This is a genomic window from Mesorhizobium sp. CO1-1-7 (assembly GCF_020164885.1).
GTDB lineage: Bacteria > Pseudomonadota > Alphaproteobacteria > Rhizobiales > Rhizobiaceae > Mesorhizobium > Mesorhizobium australicum.
The window spans coordinates 420028-446294 of sequence record NZ_JAIUHA010000002.1; the positions used below are offsets into that span (position 1 = coordinate 420028).

A 26267-nucleotide genomic window follows, 5' to 3' on the forward strand; every position below is an offset into this window, starting at 1 on the left:
TGACGCACAGCCACAGGTGGCTAACCCGGCAGCGCCTCGGAAAACTCCACCGCCGTCCCCTGGCCTGGCGTCGCGATTTCGCCGTCCCACATAATGCGCTGACCGCGAATGACCGTGCCGACCGGCCAGCCCGTGACCTGCTTGCCGTCATAGGGGGTCCAGCCGGCTTTCGAGCCGGCTTGCGCGTTGGTGATGGTCTCGCGCCGCTTCATGTCGACAATGGTGAAGTCGGCGTCATAGCCGGCGGCGATGCGGCCTTTTCTGGCCATGCCGAAGATGCGCTGCGGGCCATGGCTGGAGAGATCGACGAAGCGCTGCAGGCTTAGCCGGCCGGCGTTGACATGGTCGAGCATGATCGGCACCAGCGTCTGCACGCCGGTCATGCCCGAGGGCGAGGCCGGATAGGGTTTTGCCTTCTCGGCCAGCGTGTGCGGCGCGTGGTCGGAGCCGAGCACGTCGACGATGCCTTGCGCTATGCCATGCCAGACGCCGTCGCGATGGCGTTTGTCCCGCACCGGTGGGTTCATCTGGATCAGCGTGCCAAGCCGCGCATAGTCGTCGGCGCTCAGCGTCAGATGGTGCGGCGTGGCTTCACAGGTCGCAACATCCTTGTGCTGTTCGAGGAACAGGATCTCCTCGGCGGTCGAGATGTGCAGGACATGGATGCGGGCACGAACGGCGCGCGCGATGCGCACCAGCCGCTCGGTGCAGCGCAAGGCGGCGATCTCATCACGCCAGACCGGATGCGATGACGGATCGCCCTCGACGCGCTCGTCCAGGCGCTCGCGCAGCCGGAACTCGTCTTCCGAATGAAAAGCGGCGCGACGGCGGGTATTCCTCAGGATCGAGGCGACGCCTTCATCGTCCTCGACCAGCAGGTCACCGGTGGACGATCCCATGAAGACCTTTATTCCCGCAGCCCCCGGCAAACGTTCGAGCTCGCCGACGTCCCTGGCGTTGTCGCGGGTACCGCCAACCCAGAAAGCAAAATCGCAATGCATGCGGCCGCTGCCGCGCCGGACCTTGTCGGCAAGCGTTGCCTCGCTGGTGGTCAGCGGATTGGTGTTGGGCATTTCGAACACGGCGGTGACACCGCCCAGCACCGCGGCCCGCGAACCCGTTTCCAGGTCTTCCTTGTGTTCCAGTCCCGGCTCACGGAAATGCACCTGGCTGTCGACGACACCAGGCAGGATATGCAGGCCCCGGCAGTCGATTGTCTCGCCAGCCGATGCCTGGCGCAGATCGCCGATCGCGGCGATGCGCCCGCCCCTCACACCAATGTCGCGCAGTCCTTCGCCGTCATGATTGACCACTGTGCCGCCTGTCAGGATGAGGTCGTAGGTCATGGTGATGCTCTCTTGCGGGGGGAGTGTCAGCGGCTTACGTAATGGCCAACCGTTTTGCAAGATCAGGCTTTTAATCCGCCCCATGCCCTTTGCCCTGCTGAAAGATCGCGCGCTCATCACCGTCTCCGGCCCAGATGCCGAGCATTTTCTGCAGAACATCCTGACCACCGATCTCGATACGCTTGGCAATGGCGAGGCAAAGCCGGGCGCGCTTTTGACGCCGCAAGGCAAGATCCTGTTCGACTTCCTGATCTCACGGGCAGGCGAAAACGCCTTCCGCATCGAATGCCGTGCCGATATTTCAGACGATTTCATTCGCCGGCTGATGCTCTACAAGCTTCGCGCCAAGGTCGAGATTGCGAAGTCGGGACAGGCACTTGTCACTGTCGCCTGGGGAAAAGAGTCAATCGCCTCAGAAAGTGATTCAACCGCGCTTGCCGACAGGCGCTTTGGCGACGAAGGCGTCACGCGCTTCCATGCCGGCGCCGCAGACGCTGGCGACATTGGCGCGTGGCAGGCCTTTCGCATTGCCCACGGCGTCGCCGAGAGCGGGGCCGACTATGCACTTGGCGATGCGTTCCCGCATGACGTGCTGCTCGACGAAATGGGCGGTGTCGGCTTCAAGAAGGGCTGCTATGTCGGCCAGGAGGTCGTCTCGCGCATGCAGCATCGAGGCACCGCCCGGCGGCGCGTGCTGATTGTCCAGGCTGGGCTTCCCCTGCCCGCTGCGGGTGCCGAGCTAACCGTCGGTGGGCGGCCGGTCGGCACGCTCGGCTCAAGTGCTACCGTGACAGGGCTCGCCATCGCCCGTATCGACAGGGTGAAGGCGGCGCTCGATACCGGCCAGCCGATCCTGGCGGGTGACGTACCGGTGACGCTCATCATCCCCAGTTGGGCCAAATTCAGCTATCCGCAGGAAATCGCCGGCGCGGAGGAAGCCTGATGGCGGCAGACCGCGCCGGTGCGCCGCCACGGGCATGGCAGCGTATGCTGTCCGGCCGCCGGCTCGACCTTCTCGACCCTTCGCCGCTCGACATCGAGATCTCGGACATCGCCCATGGGCTTGCCCGCGTCGCCCGCTGGAACGGCCAGACCAGCGGCGAGCACGCCTTTTCGGTTGCCCAGCATTCACTGCTGGTCGAGGCACTGTTCAACGAGCTGGTGCCCCAGGCTTCGGCCGACGACCAATTGGCGGCGCTGCTGCACGATGCGCCCGAATATGTCATCGGCGACATGATCTCGCCATTCAAGTCGGTGATGGGCGGCAGCTACAAGGACTGCGAAATGCGCCTGCAGCGCGCCATCCATCTGCGCTTCTCGCTGCCGCCGGAACCGGGTGCCATTCTGCGCAAGGAGATCAAGCGCGCCGACCAGATCGCCGCCTATTTCGAGGCGACGCTGCTTGCCGGGTTTTCGACCGCCGAGGCGACCGAGTTCTTCGGCCGGCCGCGCGGTTTTTCCGCCGAGCGCTTCGACTTCGCGCCACGCTCGGTGACCTCAGCGCAGAATGCGTTCCTGAAGCGGTTTTCGGCGATCGAGAAGTCGCGGCATCACGTTCCGACGTCCGCGCTAGGATAGAAAACGCTAAATTAACCGGAAGCGTCAACAGTGTGGTGTTCGATCAAGCATCGCAGGGGCGCCTCATGCCCGTCGTGGATGTCAAGGGTGGTTCGGTCGTCCCGGAACGGGCGGCCGGAGGCATGGAACATCAGCGCCGCATGCAAGATGAGCTGCGCGAGCAGAACGAACGCTTTTCAGCTGCTGTCGAAAACATGTCGCATGGCCTGTGCATGTTCGACGCCGACGAGCGCATGATCATCTGCAACGGCAATTATATCAACATTTTCCGCCTCGACGCCAAAGTGGTACGGCCAGGCATTCGCTTCGTCGACATTCTGCGGCACAGCGTCGATATCGGGGTTGCCTCGCAAAGCGCCGAAGAACTCTACGCCATCCGCAAGCCCTACATCGACCAGGCAAAACCCTCAACTTACGAGGAGACGCTGTCTGACGGCCGCATCATCAACATCTCGCACCGTCCGCTTGCCCTGGGTGGATGGGTTTCGATCTACGAGGACATCACCGAAAAGCGGCGCGCCGAGCAGGATCTCAAGGAGCAGCATCGCCGTTTCGACGCGGCACTCGCCAACATGTCGCAAGGCCTTCTGATGTACGACGCCGACGGCAAGATGATTGTGCGCAACAGGCGTTTTCTGGAGCTCTACAACGTCACTGCGGAGGACTTCCCGCTTGGAACGACGCACCGCAACGCGCTCGAACGATTGCTGGAACTCGGCATCTACATGAAGATCGACGTCGACAGCGAAGTCGCCAAAACCGAAGCCTGTCTGGCGGCGGCAAAGACGCATTCGGCCTACCGGCATCTGACCGACGGCAGGACGGTTCTGGTCACACGCCGGCCGATGAGCGGCGGCGGCTGGGTGGTGACTTTCGACGACGTGACCGAGCGCCGCCGGACCGAAGAGCGCATGACCCATCTTGCGCATCACGACACGCTGACCGGACTGCCCAACCGCTCGATGTTTCGCGAACGGCTGGATCTTGCGCTGGAGGACGCGGCAGCGAAGCCGTTGGCGATCTTCTCGCTCGATCTCGACCGCTTCAAGGCGGTCAACGACACCTGGGGACACCCCGCAGGCGACTGGCTGCTGAGAAGCGTAGCCGAGAGGTTGCGGCATTGCGTCCGCAACGAAACAGACATCGTCGCCCGCTTCGGCGGCGACGAGTTCGTCGTCATGCAGTTCCATTTCAAGGGCATTGGCGATGCCGAAAAACTGGCAAAGCGCATCGTCGAAGCAATCGCAAAACCATTTAGAGACAAGAGCCGGGACATGCATGTCGGCATAAGCATGGGCATTGCCGTTTTTCCCGACGACGGCAGGGACGCCGACACGCTGCTGAAAAACGCGGATACGGCGCTCTACCGGGCGAAGAGCGAAGGACGAAACCTGTATCGCTTCTTCGAGCCCGGAATGGATGCTGTCGTGCAGGCCCGCAGGGCGCTTGAAGTGGACCTCGAGGCAGCACTGCCGCGCCAGGAGTTCGATCTCCATTTCCAGCCCATCATGAACATCACGTCCGGCGAGATCACCGGCGCGGAAGCGTTGATGCGCTGGCATTCGCCAGGGCGTGGCACCGTCGCGCCGGACGACTTCATTCCGGTCGCCGAAGAGACCGGGCTGATCGTGCCACTCGGCGAGTGGGCGCTGAGGAAAGCCTGCGCAGAGGCCGCAAGCTGGCCACCCGGCCTACGCATTGCGGTCAATGTCTCGGCCGTGCAGCTCAAAAGCAACGGGTTTGCCCGCGGGGTGATCTCGGCACTGGCTTTTTCCGGCGTTCCAGCTGGACGGCTGGAGCTGGAGATCACCGAAACCGTGCTGATGGACGAAAGCAAGGCCGTGCTGAAAACGCTGCGCCAGTTGCGTGAGCTCGGCATCCGCATCGCCCTGGACGATTTCGGCACCGGCTATTCCTCGCTCGGCTACCTCAGGCGTTTTCCGGTCGACAAGATCAAGATCGACCGATCATTCATTCGCGACATGGGCAACCGCGACACGGCGGCCATCGTTCGGACCATCATCGGGCTGGGTGCCGAGCTTGGCATCGTCGTCACGGCCGAAGGCGTCGAGACGGAGGCGCAACTCGACATGCTGCGCGACAATGGCTGTGTCGAGGCGCAAGGCTATCTGATCGGCGTGCCGTCGAAGCCGGCCGACATCCAGCGCCTGCTGAAGTCGCGTGCGACACGCAGCCAGACCGGCTGATGGCGTCAGCACAAGTCAGCGCAGCGTTTCCAGGTATTTCTCATGGAAGCTGACATAGCCGGGCTCGACCACCTTCAGATGCCGCTCGATCAGCGCATGAAACCGCGGCAATTGGTGAAACGGAACGCCGGGATAGGCATGATGCTCGGCATGGAACGGCATGTTCCAGGCGAGCTTGCGCACCGCCCAGCTGGTCAGCGTCGTCCTGGTGTTTTCCAGCATGTTGGCCACCAGCGGGCAACGACCGTGCTCGGCCAGCAGATAGAGGCGCAGGAATGGCTGTCCGAGCAGAGCGGGAATGATCCAGACATAGAAAAGCACGGTGAGACGGAAATGAACGGCGAGCAGAATGAGGACAGCGTAGAAGGCAATCATGGCGCGCGCCTCGGCCCGCACCTTGCGTCGGCCTTTCGGCGGTACATAGCTCTCCTGACTACCGCCAATCGCATTGGCGTAGAGTGTCTTGAGATGGCCCCACCATACCGGAAGCCCAGAGACGTGGACAATGTACTGCCGCAGGGTTTCGGGCTTCGGGAAGGCAAGCTCGGGGTCGTTTTCGGGATCCTGCGTGTACCGGTGGTGAGCGAAATGGAAGTAGCGGAACCAGTCGGCCGGCAGCGCGATGGCCAGGCTGCACAGCCGCGCCACGCCGTCGTTCAGCCACTGTGTTTCGAAAGCCGTGCGGTGCGCCGTCTCATGCAGCAGCGTGAACAGGAACACGATCAGGATGCCTTGCGGCAGCATCAGCAACGGCCAGAATGGGACCTCGGCCGCGATCAGCGATCCAATTAAGATAATCGCACCCAAGTGAGTGCAGAGCTGGAACAGGCCCGCAACATCGGACTTGGCCGTCAGGCGATTGCGCTCTTCCGGTGTCAATGAGGCGATAATGTCGCGATGGTCCATCGGCTTCGATCCAGGCTGAAGAATGATGAAGCCATTCTAGTCGACGAAAAAGCTTTCCAGAAACGACGATTTCTGCGATTTAGATAAGCTTACCTTACCTATCTAGCGATCATGGCCACATCCCCATCCCTGAAAGGACTTCAGGCTTTCGAGGCCGCGGCGCGCACGGGCAGCTTTACCGCGGCGGCGGAAGAGCTTTCGGTTTCGGCCGCCGCCGTCAGCCAGCTTATCCGCACCGTGGAGGTGCAGATGGAACGCAAGCTGTTTCACCGGATCAACCGCCGCGTTGTCCTCACCGAGGCCGGCGTGGAAATGCTGCCTCGGCTGACCGTGGCCTTCCAGGAGATCGGCAGCGTCTCGCGCGAACTGGGCGCCGATGCATTCCGCCCGCGCCTGGTGGTGTCGGTGCCGCCATCCATGGCCATGGGCTGGCTCTCGCAGCGCCTCGCCGGCTTTGTCGCAAGCCACGGCGCCGCCGACATATCGCTCCGGGGCGATGACGACCCGGTGTCGTTCGACCGCGAGTTGATCGACATCAGGCTTTCCTATGGCCCGCATTATCGCGAGCACCCGACCGAGGAGATCGCCCGGGACGCCGTCTATCCCGTCTGCGCGCCGGGGCTTGCCGGCATCACCAAGGCGGGCGAGCCGCTCGCCGGGCTGCCGCTCATCCACACCGACTGGGGGCCGACAGGCGCATCGTTTCCGTCCTGGCCCAACTGGTTCGAGGCCGCGGGTGCTCACCCTGGCCGAGCGGCACGGCGCGGCCTTTCGGCCAATTCGTCGCGCGCGGCCCTCGACCTCGCCATTTCGGGGTTGGGCGTGGCGCTGGCGCAAGGGATTTATTGTGCCGAAGCCGTGGAGGACGGCAGGCTGGTCCGGCCGGCCGGCGGCGCGATTGCATTGCGCCAGCCCTATTGCCTGACGGTTCCAGAGCGAAGCGCAAGCCGCGATGTTGTGGCCGCGTTCCGCGATTGGCTGGTCAACCAATGCCAACGCGCGGTTGGCTCGCCGGCGCTGCGCTGACCGGGAGGGAGATGGTCAGAGGTGCCCGCTCAAGGCCGCCACCATGTCCTTGCTGGTCGCCACGGGCACGATCTCGAACTCGACCAGATCAGTCAGCCCATTCGACGACCCAGCGCTGCAGCGACGTGACGTCATCGGTCTCCACCAGCAGGAAACAGCGGCTCATGTCAGCCGCGATCCAGCTGTGATGCACGACAAGCTCCTCCGGCTTCAGGCGGCCGCGGTCGCGCGGAACCGGCGGTAGATTTCCTTGCGGTCGCAGCCGGTGAAATCCTCAATGACGATGAACTGCATATTTCCCCTCGGATGATTACCGCCCCGGCCGGTCGAGCCGCTCCAGGAACCACTGCGTCAGCCGCACCCAGACCTCGTCCTTCTCGCCGGAATCTTCCCAGCCGTGATCGAGGTTTGGATTGTCGTTGACCTCGATGACGAAGACGCCGTCCTTGGTCTCCTTGAGGTCGACGCCGTAGAGGCCGTCGCCGATGCAGCGCGCCGCCTTGACGGCGGTCTCGACGACATGGGCCGGCGTCTCCTTCAGCGTGAAGGTCTTGATGCCGCCCTGGTCGGGCTTGCCATTGGCCTTGTGGTTGACGATCTGCCAATGTTTCTTGGCCATCAGATAGTGCACGGCAAACAGCGGCTGGCCACCGAGCACGCCGACACGCCAGTCATATTCGGTCGGGATGAATTTCTGCGCGATGAGAAGGTCGGAATCCTCCAGCCATTCGGTCGCGAGCCGCGTCAGTTCCTCCAGGGTCTCGCATTTCTTGACGCCGCGCGAGAAGGACGAATCGGGGATCTTCAACACTAGGGGAAAACCCAGCGTCTGTGCGGCCAGTTCGAGGTCAGAGGTGCCGGCGATCATCACCGTCGGCGGCACCGGCACCTTGTTGTAGGCCATCAGTTCGTTGAGATAGACCTTGTTGGTGCAGCGGATCATGGACAGCGGGTCGTCGATGACCGGCATGCCTTCCTGCTGGGCGCGGCGAGCGAAGCGGTAAGTATGGTTGGAGATCGAGGTGGTCTCGCGGATGAACAGTGCATCGTAATTCGCGAGCTTGGCCAGATCTTTTCTGGTGATCGGCTCGATTTCGACCCCCATCTTTTCGGCGATCTTGGCCCAGTAGCGCAGCGAAGAGATTTCCGAAGGCGGCAATTCCTCATGCGGATCGACCAGCGTGGCGAAGGTGTAGCGCGCCGGCGTGCGGCCCTTGGTGTCGCGCCACTCGCGGTTGGTGTAGGTCTCCAGGCACTGGATGAAGCTTTTTTCCTCGTCCTCCGTCATCCGAGCCAGCGGGTGGAAGCCGACCTTGCGGATCGAAGCCCATTCGGCGCTGTCCTTGATATGGACTTCGAGCGCCGGCGCCCGGAACCAGTCGAACAACAGCTTGGCGAAACGGTCCCAGACCTTGGACGGGCCGATGCCGAAGAAGATGCAGACCTTCGCCGGAAATACACCGCCGAGATCCTTGCGGCATTTGTTGAGCGCCAGTTCCAGTTCCGGCAAGGCGTGCTCGTAGAGCTTGCGCTCCGACAGGTCGATCATCGTCTCCACGGTCGGGATGACCTTGTGGCCGCGCGAACTCGCCAGCAGCGAGGCATAGTAGCCGCGGCTCTGATAGCCGTAGTTGTTCGACAGGTTGATGACCTTAGGCCGCTGACCGCGAAACAGCGAGGGATGCGCGAGATAGTCGCGATTGGTGATGATCTTGTGCGGCGTCGCCACCTGGTCGAGATCGCTCTGCCTGCCGGTAAGAATGACCCAGGTCATTATCTCTTTCCCAAAGTGATGGCGGCACGCAGTCCGTCGCGGCCGAACTGCGCCATGTTCATGAAGATGCCGTAAGGCACGGGAATGTTGGCGGCATCAAGGATGGTTTCCTGCCTTTCATCCTCGACCCACGGATCGTGGATCAGAATATGATCGCCATCATCGCCGATGGCCAGCACCCAGTGCGGCACCTTCTTGCCGAACATCAGGAAGCCGCTGATCAGCACCAGCACCAGTTTGCCCCCGGCGAGAGCCGCCCTGATATCGTCGATGGTGAATGGACGGTAATTCACCGGGATGCCGTAAAGTTCCGCGCGGCGGCGAAAGTCGACCTGTGCCAGTTCCATGACCCGGCGCTTGTCCTCGCTACGCACCGACTGCAGGAACAATGCGCCGTAGAAGGAAACGTAAATCTCCGCCGCAAGCCCGCTTTCGTAGCCCGAGACAGCCAGGCCGAATGGTTCGCAGCCGCCCGGTCCTGACATCATGAAGACGGTCGTCGCCTCGCGCCAGAGTCGGATTTCCATTACCGGGTCGGGCACGAAGCCACGATCGAAATTGGCCATGGCCATCATCAGGCAGCATGGACCGCAGGTGAACTCGCAGGTCTGCTGATAGAATGGCACCCTGGTGGCGACCGGAAGGTCGCCGCGCAGGGTTTTTTCATAACGCAGTGCCGTCGCGCCGTCCTCGTAGTAACCGGGCTCGCGGCCAATCTTGCGGTAGCCGGCCTGTTCATAGATGCTGATGGCACGGCCATTGTCCTCGCGCACTTCGAGACGCAGCATCATGCGGTCGTGTTCGAAGGCTGCCTCTTCGGCCGCGGCCAGCAATTGCCGGCCTATGCCGAGCCCGCCGAAAAACGGTCCGACGGCGATCGAATAAAGCCGTGCTACCCCACTGCCCTTGCGAAACAGCACGATCGCATAACCGCCGACTCGGCCATCGATTTCGGCGACCAGCGTCTCGGCGGTCTCGCGCTCGATGAACAGGCGGAAGGAGCGGCGGGAAATGCGGTCGCTCGAGAATACAGCTTTCTCGATGGCGGCGAGGTCATCGACGTCAGACGCGCGGGCCGTGCGGATCTCGGCAGGCATGCGGCTTGAGAAAACCTCGATTGCGTTGCGGCAACGTCCCCGGTCGAAAAGCGTCGCAAACACCGGCCGAAGCGCCGGTATTCATCAAGCGCTATCGCTCCTTGATTAGGGCCGAATTGTGACACTTTCCGCGACGGCAGGGAAGCTGACAAGCTTTGAACGGAATCGCTGTTTTCATGCCAGCCGACCGCGCAAGATCGCAGCCGGCTCAGCTGGAGAGACCGGCCAGAAGCTGGCCATACGCGCTCTTGGCCACGGCCGCCAACTGCTCGCGCGGCAGCGAACCAACGACGGCACAGCCATAGCCTTTATCCAGCCAGTAGACGGCCTGCGGACCGTCCTGCGCCGAAGCATAGGTGCCCTTGGCATTCTCGGTCGATTCCGCCGTCACGAAGAGGGATATGCGCTCGCCCTTATCGTCTTCGTAGAGCAGCATCGCGGCCTTGCTTTCCCCCGCCGGCAGCAACCGGCCGCCAACCAGTTGGAAGCCGTTCGCGCTCAGGTCCGGTGCCACCAGTTTCAGGCCGACCCGACTGGACAGCCAGGTCTGCAGATGATCCTTGTCGCTGGCCGGCACTTCCACCGCGTGCCGCTTCTCGGCGGCATAAATGACATGGGCGGCGATCGCTTGTTCGGCGAGCTGATCCTCCGCCGGATCCTCCTGCCCGATCCCTCCGATACCCGCAAAGTAGCCGCCAAATCCGCCCGTGGCGAGAAGCACGGCCGCGGCGGCGGCAAGCCACCAGCGTGAGCGTCGCACTGCTGCCTTAACAGGCGCTTCACCGAGCACCACCTTGCGCAAGCGCACTGGCACCACCTCGTCCAGCACGCCGGCGAAGGCCGAGCGCAACGCCTCCCGGTCGGCGGTGAAGCGGGCGCTCCTGGCCTTCATCTCGGGATTGGCGTCGAGCCAGGCATCGTAGGCGGCGCGCTCATCGGCCGGCAGTTCGCCGTCGAGCGCCATATGGATGTCCCGTTCGGAAAAATCGCGGCGGATCATTTCTCGACGATCCTTATGGCGCGGCGGCGCGCTGTGTCGTCCAGCAGCCCGCGCAATTCCTCACGCCCCCGCGCGATGCGCGACATCAGCGTGCCGGCGGGAACACCCAGAATGTTGGCAGCCTCGGCATAGGAAAAGCCTTCTATGGCAACCATGACGATGGCCGCGCGGCGATCGGGGCTGATCGCCTGCAACGCGTCGATGATCTCGCGCGAAGCGATGCCCTCCAACTGTTCGGGCGGCTGGGCAACCGCCTCGCCCGCCTCCAGCGGCAGCATCGCCGCTTCGCCGCGGCGGTTCACCTTGCGCATCTGGTCGATGAACAAATGATGCATGATCGTAAACAGCCACCTCCTGGGGCTTTCTCCCGTCTGCCAGTTGTCGAGCCGCAACAGCGCACGCTCGAGGCAGTCCTGAACGAGGTCGTCGGCAGCATCACGGCCGCGCAGAAGCGAGCGTGCGTAGCGGCGCAGGCGCGGTATTTCACCAAGGATTGCTGCCTTTTTTTCGTCCATGACCGCTGGTTCTGAGGTCGCCCTTGTTGATCCGATAGAACGCGCCTTCCCGGCACGGCGCAAGCAGCCAGCGCGAAGCGGTCCACCGCTCCGGTCACCCAAGCAATGAGATAACGCCGGCGGATGCCGGTTTATTCCCGCGCAGCGTTGAATTCCGGCTATTATTGTTCGCCGGCCGGCAATTTCTCCTTTGCCGCCCGCGTCAGCAGCCGCTGGTAGAACAGGCCGATGCCGATCAGAACGGCACCGAGCCCGATAAAGGACAGCGCCCTGAGCACACCTTCCAGTTCCGACATGTCGAACAGGAAGACCTTCAGGACGGCCACCGCGATCAGCGCGGCGGAGGCGATGCGCAGTACCTGCGATTTCAGCCAGACGCCAGCCGTGAGCAGCGCCACGCCGATAACCAGCCAGAGCGCCGAATAGGTATAGGTCTCCAACTGCCCAAGGCCGCTCCACATGCCGATGAACTCGCCCTTGAACAGGCGCCTGACCGAGAGCGTGGCATAGGCGAAGGCAAGCAGCGCCGCCATCAGCGCCAGCATGGCCGAATACCATTTCGGCCGCTTGCCCCTGCTATAGAGCGCTAGAGCACCGGCGGCGACGGCCGGCAGGAGATAGGCGAGGAACAAGAGGTTGAAGACCGGTATCCGGCCGGTCGATTCGTCCGTGAACAACGGATTGAGCACCAGGAAATGCTGGATGACGATGAAGGCGGCCGAAAGCACGCCCACCGCCATCGAACCATAGCGCAGCACCGAGCTTGGCGATCGCCTGTCGATGGCGATCAGGATGGCGCCGGCACCGATAGCGATCAGCGTGTAGATCGCCTGTTCGGCGAGCGTCGGCGCATCGCTGTTGATGACGCCGCCATGCATTGCGTGACGCACCAGCATGGCGAGCGTCAGCAGCGCAAACAGTGCCGCCGCCGCTTCCATGGCCAGGCGTGGACGGCCATCGGTGGTGCGGGCGAGTTGCCAGGCCGCGAAGCCGAAGGCGAGCGCCGGCACGCCGTAGCCCGGCAGCAACCAGTTGAAGACCGGCGTCGTCGCCAGGAATTCGGATCCGACGATCGTCGGATCGAAGGCGGCGCGGCCAAGCACCGCGATGACAGCGGCGACCGAAATCCAGCCGAGCACAGGATAGGAGCGCCAGCGCGTGGCGAGCGCCGGCACGATCGCGGCGGCACCAAGCAGGATGGTGGTCCAACCGGAATCAAAGGCCATATGCAGCATCAGGAGGCCGGCGACTGCCGCGCCGCCCAAAACAAACGACACTGCGGCTCCCCCCTTGAGCGGCGGTTCCTCAGCCCGCGCGATCCACTCGCCGCCGCCGGCGAAGACCAGGACCAGCAGGGCCGCGACGGCGGCATAGACAAAGTCGCGGTCGAGATTGCCGAAGGTGAACCAGAGCGCCAGCAGGACGACCAGCGGCACGATGACACCCCATGCAGCCCAAGAGGCTGCTCGGATCCGCGCCGTGGCGGCGAAGCGGCGCGCGGCCCACAAACCAGCGGCGACGAAAACAAGACCGAGACCAATACCGATACGCAAGCTCAGCGCGTCAGCGGTGGCCAAGGGCACCCCATCAACACCCAAAGCGCCGCCCGAAAAGTCGGAAGCGATAGACGTTGGCGGGATGATGCCGAGATAGATCAGCACCGTCACCAGTCCCGTGCCATAAAGCAGTGGCAGCGCCAGTGGGCGGTAGAGCGCGACCGCTATCATCACGACAAGCAGCACCGCGCCCGGCAAAGCATCACCGGCAGCGGCGAAGACCGGGTCAACCGAGAGGCCAAGCGCCGAGAAGGCGACGAACAGTCCAGGCACGATGGATGGCCAGTCGAAAGTCCCTGCTAGCCCGGTGTCGCCGCCACGGCTGCTCAGCCAGACAAGGGCAAGCACAGCCAGCGTTACAGCGTCGATGAGCAGTATGGCGGAGAAGTTCGCGCCCGGTGCGTCGGTCATGTAGAGGATGGTCCAGACGCCGGTACCGAAAAAAGCGGCCGCCATCAGCGTCTTCCAGTCGCGCATGCGGGCGATCACGCCAGTGGCGGCGAGCACGATGGCGAGATAGCCGAACAACGCCCACGGATTGGGCGCCTGCGAAGCGATCAGCACCGGCGTCACCATGGCGCCGACGAGACCGATGCCGGCCAGCGCCTGGCCATGGACGAGAGCGGCGGCAATGGTCGCAACGCCGATCGCACCGAGCAGCGTGAAGGCAAGCGCCGGGCCGATAAAGCCGTAAATGCCATGGGCGGCATAGACGGTGCCGAACAGGATGAAGGCGCCGGCCGCGGTCAGGATCGCCGGAATATAGGCGCCGGCAATACCTTGCACCGGTACCTTGAAGCCGGTGCGGCGAATGAACTCGCCGCCGGCGATCAGCACCAACCCGAGCACCGCCGCCATGGTGAGCCGCACGCCGGGTCCGAAAATGCCGGCCTCGATGGTGTAGCGGATCAGGAACAAGCCGCCCAGAGCCAGCGCAATGCCGCCGACCCAGACCGCCCAACGCGTGCCGAGCGCGGTTTCAACGTCGGACTGGCGAGCGGCTTTGGCGACCGCGGCCGGCGCGACCTCTGGCGTTTTCGGTGTGATCTCGGGGGCGCTCCAAGGGCCGGGCCCTCCGGCCGGGATTTCCGCCTCCGTGGCCTGTAGCGCGGGAGCCGGCTCGCCGGTTGCTGCCGGGGCGATGTCGGCAGGCCTGGCCACCGGAGCCGTGTCGGCCCTGCCCTGCGCCGCCTCCAGTTCCGACGGCTTGACCGTGGGCGATACCGCGCCCGAAAGCACGAGGCTGCGCAGTGCGCCAAGTTCGCGCTCGATCAGACCGATGCGGCCCTGCTGACGCGAAATGATGACGAACAAGGCAATGATGGCGACGAGGCCGATCAGGCTCTCAAACATGGCGGTTCCCCCAAACCAGGCCAGTTTTCACTGACGCTTCATCTCACTGACATTGAAATACGGCGGCTAAACGGCTGAAAATTCAACGTGCCGCCAGATTGGCGGCTGGAAATATCGAACATGTCTCGGTACCGAAAGCCAGCAGCTTGCCGCCGGCATCCTTCAGCGTCGCTTCCGAAACGGCAAGCGTGCGGCCCTTGTGAACCACCTTGCCTTCGCAGACAACCTCACCGGTCCTGGGCGTGATCGGCCGCGTCAGGTTCACCTTGAACTCCGCAGTCGTGTAAGCCTCGCCCTTGTCGAGCAGGGTCTGCACCGCGCACGCCAACGCCGAATCGAGGAGCGTCGCCGCCCAGCCGCCGTGAACGGCTCCCAGCGGGTTGAGGTGGCGTTCGTTCGGCACGCCCCGGAACACGGCGCGACCTTCCGATACTTCGGTCAACGCGAAGCTGAGCTGGAAGGAGATCGGTGGTGCCGGGTATTTGCCGTCGACGATTCGCTGCAGCAATTCCAGGCCGGTGTATTTCAGGATGTCGGCATGAGGAATGGTGCCGAGGCCGAGCGGCGAGACCCGGCCCGGATAGAGTTCGACTTCGCTCATCGGCTGATTTCTCCGGCCGCGCTCTCTCCGGCGATGGGCTTCTGCGCTGCGTGGTGCTTGCGCAGTGCGGCCAGAAAGCCGGCGCGCGCATCGGGCTGATCGATGCCGCGCGGCTCGTAGACGTGACGGGTGAAGAAGAAGCCGGTCAGGCGGAAGGCGTCCGCGATCGCCGCATGATTGGCGCGCTGGCCGGAGCCGCGCTGCAGGAAGGCGGGCAGCACCAGCATCTTGTCGTGCCACGGAGCGCCGGCCCCGCGCGACACCGCGCGTCCGGATTTAGGCGAGACATAGGCCAGATCCTGCCTCGTGCCGGTGGCGGCGCATTGGCTGAGATCGAGGCCAAAGCCGAGTTCATCAAGGATCAGAAGCTCGAAGCGCGCCACCAATTCGCCGGCGGCATCTGCGTCGTCGAGATGAACGATCATCACCGAAAGCGCCTCGTAGAGGCCGCCATGGGCATCGCGCTCGGGCAGCAGGCGCAGATGCGCCGCCATCGTCTGAAGGCCGTAGACGGCAACGGCACTGTCCATCAGCCGGGCGGCGTTCATCTCGATGGCTTCGGCCTGGAAAGTGCCCAGGTGCTCGTCAAGGCGCGCGCGCCACAAGAGATCGACACGATTGCCTGGCTGGAGAACGGGCTGCTGCTTGCGCGAGCGGCCACCGCGCACGAGGCCGAGATGGCGGCCATGGGCGCGCGTCATCACCTCGAGAATGGCGCTGGTTTCGCCATGCCTGCGGGTGCCGAGAATGATTCCCTCGTCGCGCCATTCCATATCAGGAGCTTTTCACCGATCGGGTGGCGAAATCAAGGTATGGGTCTGGCGCCTGTGCCGGCTCTCGCAACGAGGCATAAAAAAGCCGCCCGCAGCAATGTGCTGCGGGCGGTTGGTGAGGTCAGTCGATCCGTTAGAAGTTGCGCTGGAAGCGGACGATGCCGCCGACGCTGTCCTTCTTGTCGGCCTTGGACCAGTTGCCGTAGATGGATGGATTGCCGAAATTGCCGTAGTGATCCCAGTCGACTTCGGTCGTGACCGTGAAGCCCGGGACGATGGTGTATGCGACGTTCGCGGCGAGAGCATAGTTCTTGTCGTCGTCAGCCGAAGCCTGGACGTTGAACGAGGTCTTCTCGTTGAACTTGTAGGTACCGCCGCCCCAGACGGCCCAGTTGCCGCCCCACGGCTTGTACTGGCTGCGGCCATGTACGTCGATGGCATTGTGGGCGTCGTCTGTGAGGTTGTCGTCGGTGCCGTAGCCGCCCATGATGAACAGCGACAGTTCCTTGCTGACGTTGACATCCAGGCGAACCTTGCCGGCCACTTCCTCGTAGTTGCTGTCATAGGCGACAACACCGGTGATCGCGCCCCAGTCGCCCTTGTACTTCAAGCCGCCGACGACATGCGGAACATAGCTGTCGATGGTGTTGACGCCCGTGCCTTCTTCGAGCGAGACCACGCCCGTGAAGCCGCTGCCAGCGTCGAAATAGTACTGGACGACATTGGTGTCCTTGACGCCGTACGGGATGATCGTGTCCTGGATGACGTTGCCCGCGTAACCGATGAACTGGTCGTATGCAGTTTCATCCTTACCGACGCGCAGGCCACCGAGCTGTATCCAGGCGAAGTTGAGGCTGGTGGTTTTGTTGCCGGCCTGCCAGGAGGTCGAGGAGCTTCCATCATAGTCGCCCGAGGAGTTGCCGAACTGGAAGCGGGTCTCGGTGAAGGTCTTCAACGTGCCGAGTTCGGTTTCCTGGCCGGTATACGTCCTCAGCGTGAAGCGCATGTTCTTGTAGTAGGTGTCGTGGTTTCCGCCGTCCATGTGATCGCCAACGTTGTTGACGCCATCCAGCGTGCCGGAATCGCCGACGCCGATGTCATAGCGGAGATAGCCGCCGATGCGCAGGCAGGTCTCGGTGCCCGGGATGTAGAAGTAGCCGGCGCCGTAGACGTCGCAGATCTTGACGTATTCGGCTGGTTCCGGTTCGGCGACGACAACCGCGTCCGCGGCGCGCGCGCCGGACACCGCGATCAAAGCCGCGGCTGAGCCGAGAAGGAGGCTCTTGATGTTCATTTTCTGACCTCTCCAGTCAAGTTTGAAAAAATGGCTTCTGAATTGTGGCTGGCGGATATGTTTTCCCGCCTCACCCCCACAATGAAAAAGGCCCGCACCGCGTCCCCTTTTCGCGGCGAACATACCCACCAATCGTCCACCTTCAATGACAATTCCATAAATGCGCTGGATTCTCGCTACAGATTAAATACGTGTTGCACAAATAACACTAATGAGATCTGGCTTGAATTTAAAATGGCACAAATGGAACATCGTCATATTTTTGTAACAAATAAGTGTATCCTTCTGCATAGACCAGTTTAGTCTATGGATTGCGGTCTTTTAAAACTCTAAATCTAAAATAACTCGAGAAATTTGTGATTTCTGTCCTCGTATCGCTGTCGGCGCGAAAACAACACCAGCAGCGGCTCCAGATCACGGCGCGGAAAGCCGGCCTCAGAGCGCGTCGCCGCTTCGTTGGCGGCTTGCCAAGGATCTGAGTTGGTCTCGCGCCAATCGCGGGCCGCATGGTGGAGCCCGCGCTTCGCCTTAGTCTGCTTCCCAGCACCCGGGAGCGGTTCGCGTAAACCGCGACGTGCTCTACAGCACGTCGCCGCGAATCGGATTCGCCGACCTGCTGTAAGCTTCTGTTTTTGTCGTTGTCCCGGAACCGAGGACGCTTCCGGGCGACATGCATTAGCCTCACGCCCAATGCTTGTGGTCGGCCAGCACCGCGCGATGACGCGCCAGGATTTTTCGGCCTTAGCGGGGGAACTCCAGCCCCATCTCGCGGTAGCGCTCGGGATCATCGCCCCAGTTCTCGCGCACTTTCACGAACAGGAACAGGTGCACCTTCTGTTCCAGTATGCCTGATATTTCCATCCGCGCGGCCTGCCCGATGGCGCGGATGGTCTCGCCCTTGTGGCCGAGCACGATCTTCTTCTGGCTGTCGCGCTCGACAAAGATGGTCTGGTCGATGCGCACCGAGCCGTCCTTTTTCTCTTCCCATTTCTCAGTTTCGATGTGCGAGGAATAGGGCAGTTCCTGATGCAGCCTGAGATAGAGTTTTTCGCGGGTGATCTCGGCCGCCAATTGGCGCATCGGCAGGTCCGAAATCTGGTCCTCCGGATAATACCAGGGGCCGGCCGGCAGCGCCTGCGCCAGATAGTCGAGGAGGTCCTTGCAGCCGGAACCGGTCAGCGCGGAGACCATGAAGGTGCGCTGGAACGGCACTTTCTCGTTCGCTGCGGCAGACAGGGCCAGCAACGCCTCGTGCTTGACCCGATCGACCTTGTTGAGAATCAGCACCATCGGTTGGCGCACGTCCTTCAGCCGTTCGAGGATGGCATCAGCATCGCCCCTGATGCCGCGCTCGGCGTCGATCAGCAGCAGCACGATGTCGGCGTCCTTGGCGCCTCCCCAGGCGGTGGTCACCATCGCGGTGTCGAGCCGCCGCTTGGGCTTGAAGATGCCCGGTGTGTCGACAAAGACGATCTGCGCGTTGTCGTGCGTGGCGATGCCGCGCACGATGGCGCGCGTCGTCTGCACCTTATGGGTGACGATCGAGACCTTGGCGCCGACCAGCTGGTTGACCAGTGTCGACTTGCCCGCGTTAGGTGCGCCGATCAGCGCGACGAAGCCGGAGTGCGTGACGGGAGCGGCTGCGGTGTCTTCGGCGGTCATGCCGCGCTCCCTTTATTGGCCCACACGCCTTCGCGCACGAGAAATGCCGAAGCCGCCGCTTCTTCGGCCGCCCTGCGGGAGCCGCCGGTACCGATGGAAGGTGCAAAGCCGCTAACCTGCAAAGAAATAGTGAAGACCGGCTGATGGTCGGGCCCTTCGCGTTTTTCGATCACATATTCGGGGCGCGCGTCACTCGTCTTGGCAATCCATTCCTGCAAATCGGATTTCGGATTAAGTGGCTTCGTCACAACCGTGCTCGAACGTGGCTCCCAATAACGCAGAACGAACCGCCGCGCGGCGTCGATACCGCCATCGATATAAACTGCCGCGATTAGCGCTTCGACGGCATCAGCCAGATAATTTCCGCCAGAGCCGCGCGATCGCGCCTTCAAGGCGGCGTCGGCTCGAACCAGATTCTCCAGCTGCATCTCGATGCCGACTTCCGAGCATGTCTTTGCATCGACCAGCGCATTGAAACGGGGCGCGATTTCACCTTCCGATGCATCGGGGAATTTCTCGAAAAGCATATCGGCGACGACAAGACCAAGCACGCGGTCGCCAAGGAATTCAAGACGCTGATTGTTGCTTGCCGCCTTGACCGCGCTGGAATGCGTCAAGGCGGTCTCAAGTAAGCGGATGTCCCTGAAAACATGGCCGGTCCTGGCCATCACCAAACCGGCCAGAGTCTCGCCTGTCGGGCGCTTCAAGGCCATCAGTTGACGAAGTGGAACAGGCGCGAAGCGCGCATCAGCGACGGCCACTTCCAGATTTCGAGCGGGCTAGCCTTGCCGGCGATCGAGAAGAAGACAAGGTTGGCGCGGCCGACCAGGTTCTCGGCCGGAACATAACCGACGGTGAAACGGCTGTCGGCGGAATTGTCCCTGTTGTCGCCCATCATGAAATAGTGGCCGGGGGGCACGTCGAATTCGCGGGTGTTGTCGCCAATCGAGTTCGGCGACAGGTCGAGCGTGTCATAGCTGACACCATCGGGCAGCGTCTCGCGATAGACGTCGATCGGATAATCCTTTTCCGTGATGTCGGGATTGTCGATCTGGCCGGTCTTGACGCGCGGCACGCCAATGCCATTGATGAAGACTTGGCCATCCTTCATCTGGATCTTGTCGCCGGGCAGGCCGATGACGCGCTTGATATAGTCGACGGACGGATCAGGCGGGAACTTGAACACCACCACGTCGCCACGCTTGGGCTCGGAGCCCCAGATGCGGCCCGAGAAAATGTCCGGTCCAAAAGGCAGCGAATAGCGTGAATAGCCGTAGGACCATTTGGTGACGAACAGATAGTCGCCTTCCAGAAGCGTCGGCCGCATCGAGCCCGACGGGATCGAGAACGGTTGGAACAGCAGCGTGCGAATGACCAGGGCGAGCAAAAGCGCCTGGACGATGACGCTGACGGTTTCGCCAAGCCCGCCGGATTTCTTCTGAGATTTTTCAGCCACGCTCATGTCGTCCTCGATTGTGCGTTGGATGGTATAGAGTCTCGGCGCGCGCTGGGCAACGTCCATGCCGGTCGTCAGATGCAATCAATGTGGCGCTTCTTCGACCGGTAACGCCTCTATGATCACAAAGGCTTGAGCGAGCGGGAAATCATCCGTGATGGTGAGGTGGATCGCCGCCCGATGACCTTGAGGCAGGATCTTTTCCAGCCGCGCCAGCGCCCCGCCGGTCAGCGCCATCGTCGGCGCACCGCTGGGCAGGTTGACGACACCCATGTCACGCCAGAAGACCCCTTGTGCCAGACCAGTGCCCAGTGCCTTGGCGCACGCCTCCTTGGCGGCAAAGCGCTTGGCGTAGGAAGCTGCGCGGGCGCGCCGGTTCTCCGAACGCGCCTGTTCCACCTCGGTGTAGATCCTCTGGATGAAGCGCTGGCCGTGACGCTCCAGCGATTTCTCGATGCGTGTGATGTCGATCAGGTCGCTGCCGATGCCGATGATCATTGGGCGGCGGAACCGACGCTTCCGCCGGGATGAGGCGAATGCTCACGGCGTCTCGCGCGCTCGGCCAGCCGCTTGCGCCGCTGTTCGCGGAAGACATTCATGCCCCAGCGCGTGATGCCGTAGAACACCAGGCCGAACACCAGCCCGAGCGGCACCGCGCCGATCAGCATCGGCTCCAGGACGGGATGCCATAGTTTGGCGAAGGACAGCGTGTGCAGCATCTCGCCCAGATGCGCCGGCGGACCGTGTGTCGGCAGGCGATCGTGCAGGATGAGCTTGCCGGTTTCCCAGGATGCGCCCCACAAGAGCGGAAAAGTCAGCGGATTGCCGAAGAATACGGCTCCCAGAGCGGCGGCCACCAGATTGCCGGCGATCACCCAACACAGAACGGCGGCAATGATGAAGTGGAAACCGACGGGGAAGAACGAAGCAAAGACACCCGCGGCGACGCCGGCCGCCACCGCATGCGGGGTGGCCTTCAGCCGCAGAATGCGCTTGGAGAAATATTGAAGCGAGCGCGAAAACGAACGGCGCGGCCACAGATAGGTACGCACCCGCTCGAAAAGGCCATCAGGCTTGCGGCGACGAAAAAGCACTCTCTTCCTATTCCCGACAGTTCACAGCTTACACGCCGGCTGTTTCCAGCCAGGCTTCGACCGCCACATCTTGCGCTTTACGGTCGCCAGAAGGCAATCGCGACTTTGATATAGCCATCCGCAGGCCCAACAACAACCGAAGGCCGTACGCTCAGCGTCCGCAGCGCCAGATTTTTGGTCAGATCCATCTTCTCCACATCGGACAATCGCGGCGAATTTGAGAAGTGGTTTCGGCTAATTGTCGCAGCCGGATGACCGATATGCGGCCAGGGGTTCCGGCCGGCGCGGTGCCTACTTCAGATATTCGCTGACCTCGACCAGATTGTCGTCGGGATCGCGGAAATAGACCGACATCATAGGTCCTCGCGCGCCGATGCGCTCAACCGGACCGACTTCGATGGCAACGCCGTCGGCCGCGAGGCCGGCCTGGATTTCGGCGAGAGGCACCGCCGACACGAGGCAGAAATCGCCAGAACCCGGCGTCGGCGTCCTCGCCTTTGGCTCGAAAGTGCGGCCGACTTCGTGCAGGTTGATCTTCTGCGAACCGAACAGAAGCGCTGTCGGCCGGTTCGGCTGATCCAGGCGCCGCATGCCAAGCACGCGCCGGTAGAAGTCGCAGGTCGCTTCAACCGAGCGGACCGTCAGCACGAAATGGTCGATGCCGGCGATCATTTCGACCTCCTCGTCAGATGTTGCGGCTGCCCGGCTTGATGGCCGGGATGGCGGCAAGCTCCGGCGGCAACCTGTCCGGCGGGTAGGCTGGAACTTCATATTCGGCAAGCGCGATCAACGGCACGCCGACATGGGTCTTGCCGGCCGAACGGTCGATTATGCAGGCGGCCGCGACCACCTCTGCGCCGACGTCGCGCAGGCAATCGATGGTTTCGCGGATCGACAGACCGGTGGTGACGATGTCCTCGACGATGACGACGCGGGCGCCTCGATCGATCTCGAAGCGGCGCAGGCGGAACTCGCCTCCTTCCCGCTCCACCCAGATCGCCGGCACGGCAAGGTGGCGCGAGGTTTCGTATGCCGGGATCAGGCCGCCGATCGCCGGCCCGACGACATAGTCGATCTTGCCTGGCACGGCGGCGCGGATCTTCTTGGCCAGCGCCTTGCACAGCCGCTCGGTCTTGTCGGCATGCATGAAGACGCGTGCCTTCTGCAGGAAAACTGGACTGCGCAGGCCCGATGTCAGGATAAAATGACCCTCCAGAACAGCGCCAGCCTCACGGAATATGTCCAGCACTTCGTCGGTATTCATCTCGTCCCCCATGGTCGGCTATCGCTAGCCATTGACGCGCCGCGCATCGCTGACGCTCGAATTGTCCTTGAGCTGCGACAGCAGCCGGTTGAGATGCTTCAGGTCCCAGACTTCGAGGTCGATCAGCATTTCGGTGAAATCGGGCGCGGTGCGCACCATCGACAGCGTATGGATGTTGGCGTCATTGGAGGCAACGACCTGGGCGATATCGGCAAGCGAACCCGGCGCGTTGATGGCGGTGACCGAGACGCGCGCGGGGAACCGTTCCTTGGTGCGCTCGTCGATGTCCCAGCGCACGTCAATCCAGCGCTCCGGCTGATCGTCGAAGGCCTGCAGCGCCGGAGACTGGATCGGGTAGATGGTGATGCCGGTGCCCGGCTGGACGATGCCGACGATACGATCGCCAGGGACCGCGCCTTCCGGCGCGAAGCGCACCGGCAGGTCGCCGCGCACGCCGCGGATCGGCACGGCGCCGGCGCCTGGCTGGTCCTTGTCCTTGCGCGCGGCCCGGCCAGGTATCTGGAACAGCATGCCTGCGGCGTTGCGGATCTTCGACCAGCCCTCCTCGCGCTGCTTGGGCGCTGCCGGCGTGACGCGCTCGTCCTTGTAGTCGGGGAACACCGCCTTCATGACATCGGTTGAGGCCAGTTCGCCGCGGCCCACGGATGCCAGCACATCCTCGATGTCCTTGCGTGCCAACCTGTGCAGCACGGGCTTCAGGTTTTCCCTGGTGAAGGTCTTGCCGGCTCGTTCGAAGGCACGCTCCAGGATACGCGCGCCAAGGCCAGAATACTGCTTGCGGATCGCATTCTTGGTGGCGCGGCGGATGGCGGCGCGCGCCTTGCCGGTGACGACGACCGATTCCCATGCGGCTGGCGGCACCTGCGCCTTGGAGCGGATGATCTCGACCTCGTCGCCATTCTTCAGTTCCGTCATCAGCGGCATGATGCGGCCATTGACCTTGGCGCCGACGCAGGTGTCGCCGACATCGGTGTGAACCGCATAGGCGAAATCGATCGGCGTGGCGCCGCGCGGCAGGGCAATCAGCATGCCTTTCGGCGTGAAGCAGAACACCTGGTCCTGGAACAGCTCCAGCTTGGTGTTCTCCAGAAAATCCTCGGGATTGTCGCCCTCGGCCAACTGCTCGATGGTACGGCGCAGCCAAGCGTAGGCGTTGGTCTCCTTCGAGATCGCATGGCCGGCGCCGTTCGTCTTGCCGCCTGTGTCCTTGTAGATCGAATGGGCGGCGACGCCGTATTCGGCGATCTTGTTCATCTCGCGGGTGCGGATCTGCAGTTCGACGCGCTGGCGCGAAGGGCCGACGATGGTGGTGTGGATCGAACGGTAGTCGTTCTGCTTCGGGGTCGAGATGTAATCCTTGAAACGGCCGGGCACCATCGACCAAGTGGTGTGGATGGCACCCAGCGCGCGATAGCAGTCCTCGACGCTGTCAACGACAACACGGAAGCCGAAAATGTCGGACAGTTGCTCGAAGGACAGCGCCTTGGCCTCCATCTTGCGGAATACCGACCATGGCTTCTTCTGCCGGCTCTTCACGCCAGCGTTGATGGCGTGCTTTTCAAACAGTGCCGACAGCGCCTTTTCAATGTCGGTCAGCACGCCCTTGTTGCGTTCGAATATCTCGGCGAGCCGGGCGGTGACGGCCCGGTGGGCTTCCGGATTGATGAAGCGGAAGGCGATCTCTTCCAGCTCCTCGCGCATGCCTTGCATGCCCATGCGCCCGGCCAGTGGCGCGTAGATATCCATCGTCTCCTCGGCGATGCGCAGGCGTTTGGCCTCGGGCATGTGATCAAGGGTGCGCATGTTGTGCAAACGGTCGGCGAGCTTGACCAGCAGCACGCGAACATCTTCCGAGATCGCCAGCAAAAGCTTGCGCAGGTTCTCCGCCTGCTCGGCTTTCTTCGAGACGAGGTCGAGCTTCTTGAGCTTGGTCAGGCCCTCGACCAGCTTGCCCATTTCGGGGCCGAACAGATCGTCGATCTCGGCCCGCGTCGCCGTCGTGTCCTCAATGGTGTCGTGCAGCAGGGCGACGGCGATGGTCGCCTCGTCCATGTGCATCTCGGTGAGGATGGCGGCGACTTCGAGCGGATGCGAGAAATAGGGATCGCCGGAAGCGCGCTTCTGGTGACCATGCTTCTGCATGGCGTAGACATACGCCTTGTTGAGCAACGCCTCGTTGACGTCAGGCTTGTAGCGCTGGACGCGCTCGACAAGCTCATACTGACGCATCATGGGCTAAATCTCTCGGCGATGAAATGAATCATGCGCCGCACTGTTGTACGGCGCATGCCGGTACCAACTGTCGCAAATACCAGATTCACGCATTATGCCAAGTGCGCCAAAGCTGCATCTGGTATTTGCGACAGTTGGTACTAGATAGCCACGAAACCGCCGGGACGGAAGTGCCGGAAGATTGTTCCAGCGACCGCCGGAACGGAGGGCTTAGTAGTCGTCGCTCTTTTCCGGGGGCACCAGGCCTTCGATGCCAGCCAGGAGATCTTCCTCGGTCATCCGGTCGAAGGTGACGTTCTCCTCGGCGTCGTCGGCTTCGGCGGCCGCAACAGCGCCGCCGGTCTGATCGGCGATCACTTCGCCATCGGCTTCGGGCTCGTCGACCTCGACATGCTTCTGCAGCGAATGGATCAGATCTTCCTTGAGATCATCGGGCGACAGCGTCTCGTCGGCGATCTCGCGCAGTGCGATGACGGGGTTCTTGTCGTTGTCGCGCGGGACGGTGATCTGCGCGCCCTGGCTGATCTGACGGGCGCGGTGGCCGGCCAGAAGCACCAGCTCGAAGCGGTTGTCGACCTTGTCGATGCAATCTTCAACGGTTACGCGGGCCATGGACTGCCCCTTTCATGCCTGGATTTAATGGAAAACAGGCGCGGTCCATAACCCGAACGGCGCCAAAATACAAGCATCATGGCAATGCGGGCCCACAGGGCACTCAATCTCAATATCGAACTCCCGATCTAGCAAAGCAGCCGGGTCCAGGGTTCGGCGCCACGATCACAATTGCTTGCAGTGCGCCACATGCCCTTGGATTGCCACCAAACTGGCGTTATCTCGATTGGTCCAAGGTCGGCCGGTTATTAGAGCCTGACCGATAGTCGCTACCGCATTTCGTTTAGACGGCCGTTTTTTCGAAAAGGATTATTTCCATGTTCGACCCTCGTGAAAAAATCGCCCTGTTCATCGACGGCGCCAATCTCTACGCCACATCGCGCGCGCTCGGGTTCGACATCGATTATCGCAAGCTCCTGGCGAGCTTTCACAAGCGCGGTTACCTGTTGCGCGCCTACTATTACACCGCGCTGGTCGAGGACCAGGAATACTCCTCGATCCGGCCACTGATCGACTGGCTCGACTATAACGGGTTCAAGGTGGTCACCAAGCCGGCCAAGGAATTCACCGACTCGACCGGCCGCCGCAAGATCAAGGGCAACATGGACATCGAGCTTACCGTCGATGCCCTGGAACTCGCCGATGTCGTCGACCACTATGTCATATTCTCCGGAGACGGTGATTTCCGAACGCTGGTCGAAGCGCTGCAACGGCGTGGCCGCAAGGTGTCGATCGTCTCGACCATGGCCTCGCAACCTCCGATGATCTCAGACGACCTGCGCCGGCAGGCCGACCATTTCATCGACCTAGCGACGCTGAAGAACGAAGTCGGCCGCGATCCCTCCGAACGGCCGGCACGGCGGCCCGAACCGGCTGAAGTCGACGAGGACGACTACTGAG

General features: G+C 62.6%; 25 protein-coding genes. 5 read left to right on the forward strand and 20 right to left on the reverse strand.

What is annotated here, in order from left to right; all coding sequences use genetic code 11:
• Window positions 1-20 precede the first annotated feature (20 nt).
• A complete protein-coding gene (locus LB516_RS05565) occupies window positions 21-1346 on the reverse strand; it encodes a dihydroorotase (protein ID WP_263492396.1) in 1326 nt (441 codons plus the stop codon).
• An 82-nt stretch (window positions 1347-1428) separates the two neighbouring features.
• Here LB516_RS05565 and LB516_RS05570 point away from each other — a divergent pair, with 82 nt between their 5' ends.
• From LB516_RS05570 to LB516_RS05580, 3 genes are all read left to right on the forward strand, one after another.
• Complete coding sequence (locus LB516_RS05570; RefSeq protein ID WP_224719087.1) at window positions 1429-2289, forward strand: YgfZ/GcvT domain-containing protein; 861 nt, start codon at window positions 1429-1431, stop codon at window positions 2287-2289.
• Window positions 2289-2924 (forward strand): HD family hydrolase, encoded by a 636-nt coding sequence (locus LB516_RS05575; protein WP_140791796.1) that lies wholly within the window; start codon window positions 2289-2291, stop codon window positions 2922-2924. The genes LB516_RS05570 and LB516_RS05575 overlap by 1 nt, the downstream gene beginning before the upstream one ends.
• Window positions 2925-2989: 65 nt before the next feature.
• The gene (locus LB516_RS05580) at window positions 2990-5131 is read left to right on the forward strand and encodes a putative bifunctional diguanylate cyclase/phosphodiesterase (RefSeq protein WP_224719088.1); all 2142 of its coding nucleotides are present in this window, start codon (window positions 2990-2992) and stop codon (window positions 5129-5131) included.
• A 15-nt stretch (window positions 5132-5146) separates the two neighbouring features.
• Here the strand turns inward: LB516_RS05580 and LB516_RS05585 are convergent, their stop codons facing one another.
• Complete coding sequence (locus LB516_RS05585) at window positions 5147-6037, reverse strand: fatty acid desaturase family protein (protein ID WP_224719089.1); 891 nt, start codon at window positions 6035-6037, stop codon at window positions 5147-5149.
• Window positions 6038-6148: 111 nt separating this feature from the next.
• On the opposite strand from LB516_RS05585, the gene LB516_RS05590 reads away from it, so the two are divergent.
• Complete coding sequence (locus tag LB516_RS05590; RefSeq protein ID WP_224719090.1) at window positions 6149-7063, forward strand: LysR substrate-binding domain-containing protein; 915 nt, start codon at window positions 6149-6151, stop codon at window positions 7061-7063.
• A gap of 88 nt (window positions 7064-7151) precedes the next feature.
• On the opposite strand, the gene LB516_RS28810 is transcribed toward LB516_RS05590, so the two are convergent.
• The 18 genes from LB516_RS28810 to rpoZ all read right to left on the reverse strand — a co-directional run bounded on the left by LB516_RS28810 (window position 7152) and on the right by rpoZ (window position 25367).
• Window positions 7152-7256, reverse strand: a complete 105-nt coding sequence (locus LB516_RS28810; protein WP_246674063.1) for a DUF3303 domain-containing protein — start codon at window positions 7254-7256, stop codon at window positions 7152-7154.
• Between the two features lie 117 nt (window positions 7257-7373).
• Window positions 7374-8837 carry a RimK family protein gene (locus tag LB516_RS05600; protein ID WP_140663078.1) on the reverse strand — a complete coding sequence of 488 codons (1464 nt, stop codon included), beginning with the start codon at window positions 8835-8837 and terminating at the stop codon, window positions 7374-7376.
• A complete protein-coding gene (locus LB516_RS05605) occupies window positions 8837-9934 on the reverse strand; it encodes a peptidase C39 family protein (protein ID WP_140663080.1) in 1098 nt (365 codons plus the stop codon). Before LB516_RS05605 ends, LB516_RS05600 begins: the two co-directional genes overlap by 1 nt.
• A gap of 208 nt (window positions 9935-10142) precedes the next feature.
• The gene (locus LB516_RS05610; protein ID WP_140618479.1) at window positions 10143-10934 is read right to left on the reverse strand and encodes an anti-sigma factor family protein; all 792 of its coding nucleotides are present in this window, start codon (window positions 10932-10934) and stop codon (window positions 10143-10145) included.
• Complete coding sequence (locus LB516_RS05615; protein WP_140726435.1) at window positions 10931-11449, reverse strand: RNA polymerase sigma factor; 519 nt, start codon at window positions 11447-11449, stop codon at window positions 10931-10933. Before LB516_RS05615 ends, LB516_RS05610 begins: the two co-directional genes overlap by 4 nt.
• A gap of 161 nt (window positions 11450-11610) precedes the next feature.
• Window positions 11611-14358, reverse strand: coding sequence for a DUF2339 domain-containing protein (locus tag LB516_RS05620; RefSeq protein WP_224719091.1), 2748 nt, complete (start codon window positions 14356-14358; stop codon window positions 11611-11613).
• Between the two features lie 82 nt (window positions 14359-14440).
• Entirely contained in the window at window positions 14441-14959 is a 519-nt protein-coding gene (locus LB516_RS05625) for a PaaI family thioesterase (protein WP_140726441.1), read from the reverse strand.
• A complete protein-coding gene (gene recO / locus LB516_RS05630; RefSeq protein WP_224719092.1) occupies window positions 14956-15732 on the reverse strand; it encodes a DNA repair protein RecO in 777 nt (258 codons plus the stop codon). Before recO ends, LB516_RS05625 begins: the two co-directional genes overlap by 4 nt.
• 133 nt (window positions 15733-15865) lie before the next feature.
• Complete coding sequence (locus tag LB516_RS05635; RefSeq protein ID WP_140618485.1) at window positions 15866-17026, reverse strand: porin; 1161 nt, start codon at window positions 17024-17026, stop codon at window positions 15866-15868.
• A gap of 741 nt (window positions 17027-17767) precedes the next feature.
• Window positions 17768-18688, reverse strand: a complete 921-nt coding sequence (gene era / locus LB516_RS05640) for a GTPase Era (protein ID WP_015318573.1) — start codon at window positions 18686-18688, stop codon at window positions 17768-17770.
• Window positions 18685-19401 carry a ribonuclease III gene (gene rnc, locus LB516_RS05645; RefSeq protein WP_224719186.1) on the reverse strand — a complete coding sequence of 239 codons (717 nt, stop codon included), beginning with the start codon at window positions 19399-19401 and terminating at the stop codon, window positions 18685-18687. Before rnc ends, era begins: the two co-directional genes overlap by 4 nt.
• The gene (gene lepB / locus LB516_RS05650) at window positions 19401-20150 is read right to left on the reverse strand and encodes a signal peptidase I (RefSeq protein WP_224719093.1); all 750 of its coding nucleotides are present in this window, start codon (window positions 20148-20150) and stop codon (window positions 19401-19403) included. Before lepB ends, rnc begins: the two co-directional genes overlap by 1 nt.
• Window positions 20151-20228: 78 nt before the next feature.
• A complete protein-coding gene (acpS, locus tag LB516_RS05655) occupies window positions 20229-20642 on the reverse strand; it encodes a holo-ACP synthase (protein WP_015318576.1) in 414 nt (137 codons plus the stop codon).
• Entirely contained in the window at window positions 20639-21238 is a 600-nt protein-coding gene (locus tag LB516_RS05660; protein ID WP_015318577.1) for a DUF2062 domain-containing protein, read from the reverse strand. The genes acpS and LB516_RS05660 overlap by 4 nt, the downstream gene beginning before the upstream one ends.
• Before the next feature lie 291 nt (window positions 21239-21529).
• Window positions 21530-21910 (reverse strand): VOC family protein, encoded by a 381-nt coding sequence (locus LB516_RS05665; protein ID WP_015318578.1) that lies wholly within the window; start codon window positions 21908-21910, stop codon window positions 21530-21532.
• Between the two features lie 13 nt (window positions 21911-21923).
• Window positions 21924-22502, reverse strand: a complete 579-nt coding sequence (pyrE, locus tag LB516_RS05670; protein ID WP_224719094.1) for an orotate phosphoribosyltransferase — start codon at window positions 22500-22502, stop codon at window positions 21924-21926.
• Between the two features lie 24 nt (window positions 22503-22526).
• Entirely contained in the window at window positions 22527-24755 is a 2229-nt protein-coding gene (locus LB516_RS05675; RefSeq protein WP_224719095.1) for a RelA/SpoT family protein, read from the reverse strand.
• Between the two features lie 210 nt (window positions 24756-24965).
• Entirely contained in the window at window positions 24966-25367 is a 402-nt protein-coding gene (gene rpoZ / locus LB516_RS05680) for a DNA-directed RNA polymerase subunit omega (protein ID WP_015318581.1), read from the reverse strand.
• 317 nt (window positions 25368-25684) lie between these two features.
• On the opposite strand from rpoZ, the gene LB516_RS05685 reads away from it, so the two are divergent.
• Window positions 25685-26266, forward strand: a complete 582-nt coding sequence (locus LB516_RS05685; protein WP_015318582.1) for an NYN domain-containing protein — start codon at window positions 25685-25687, stop codon at window positions 26264-26266.
• Window position 26267 lies beyond the last annotated feature (1 nt).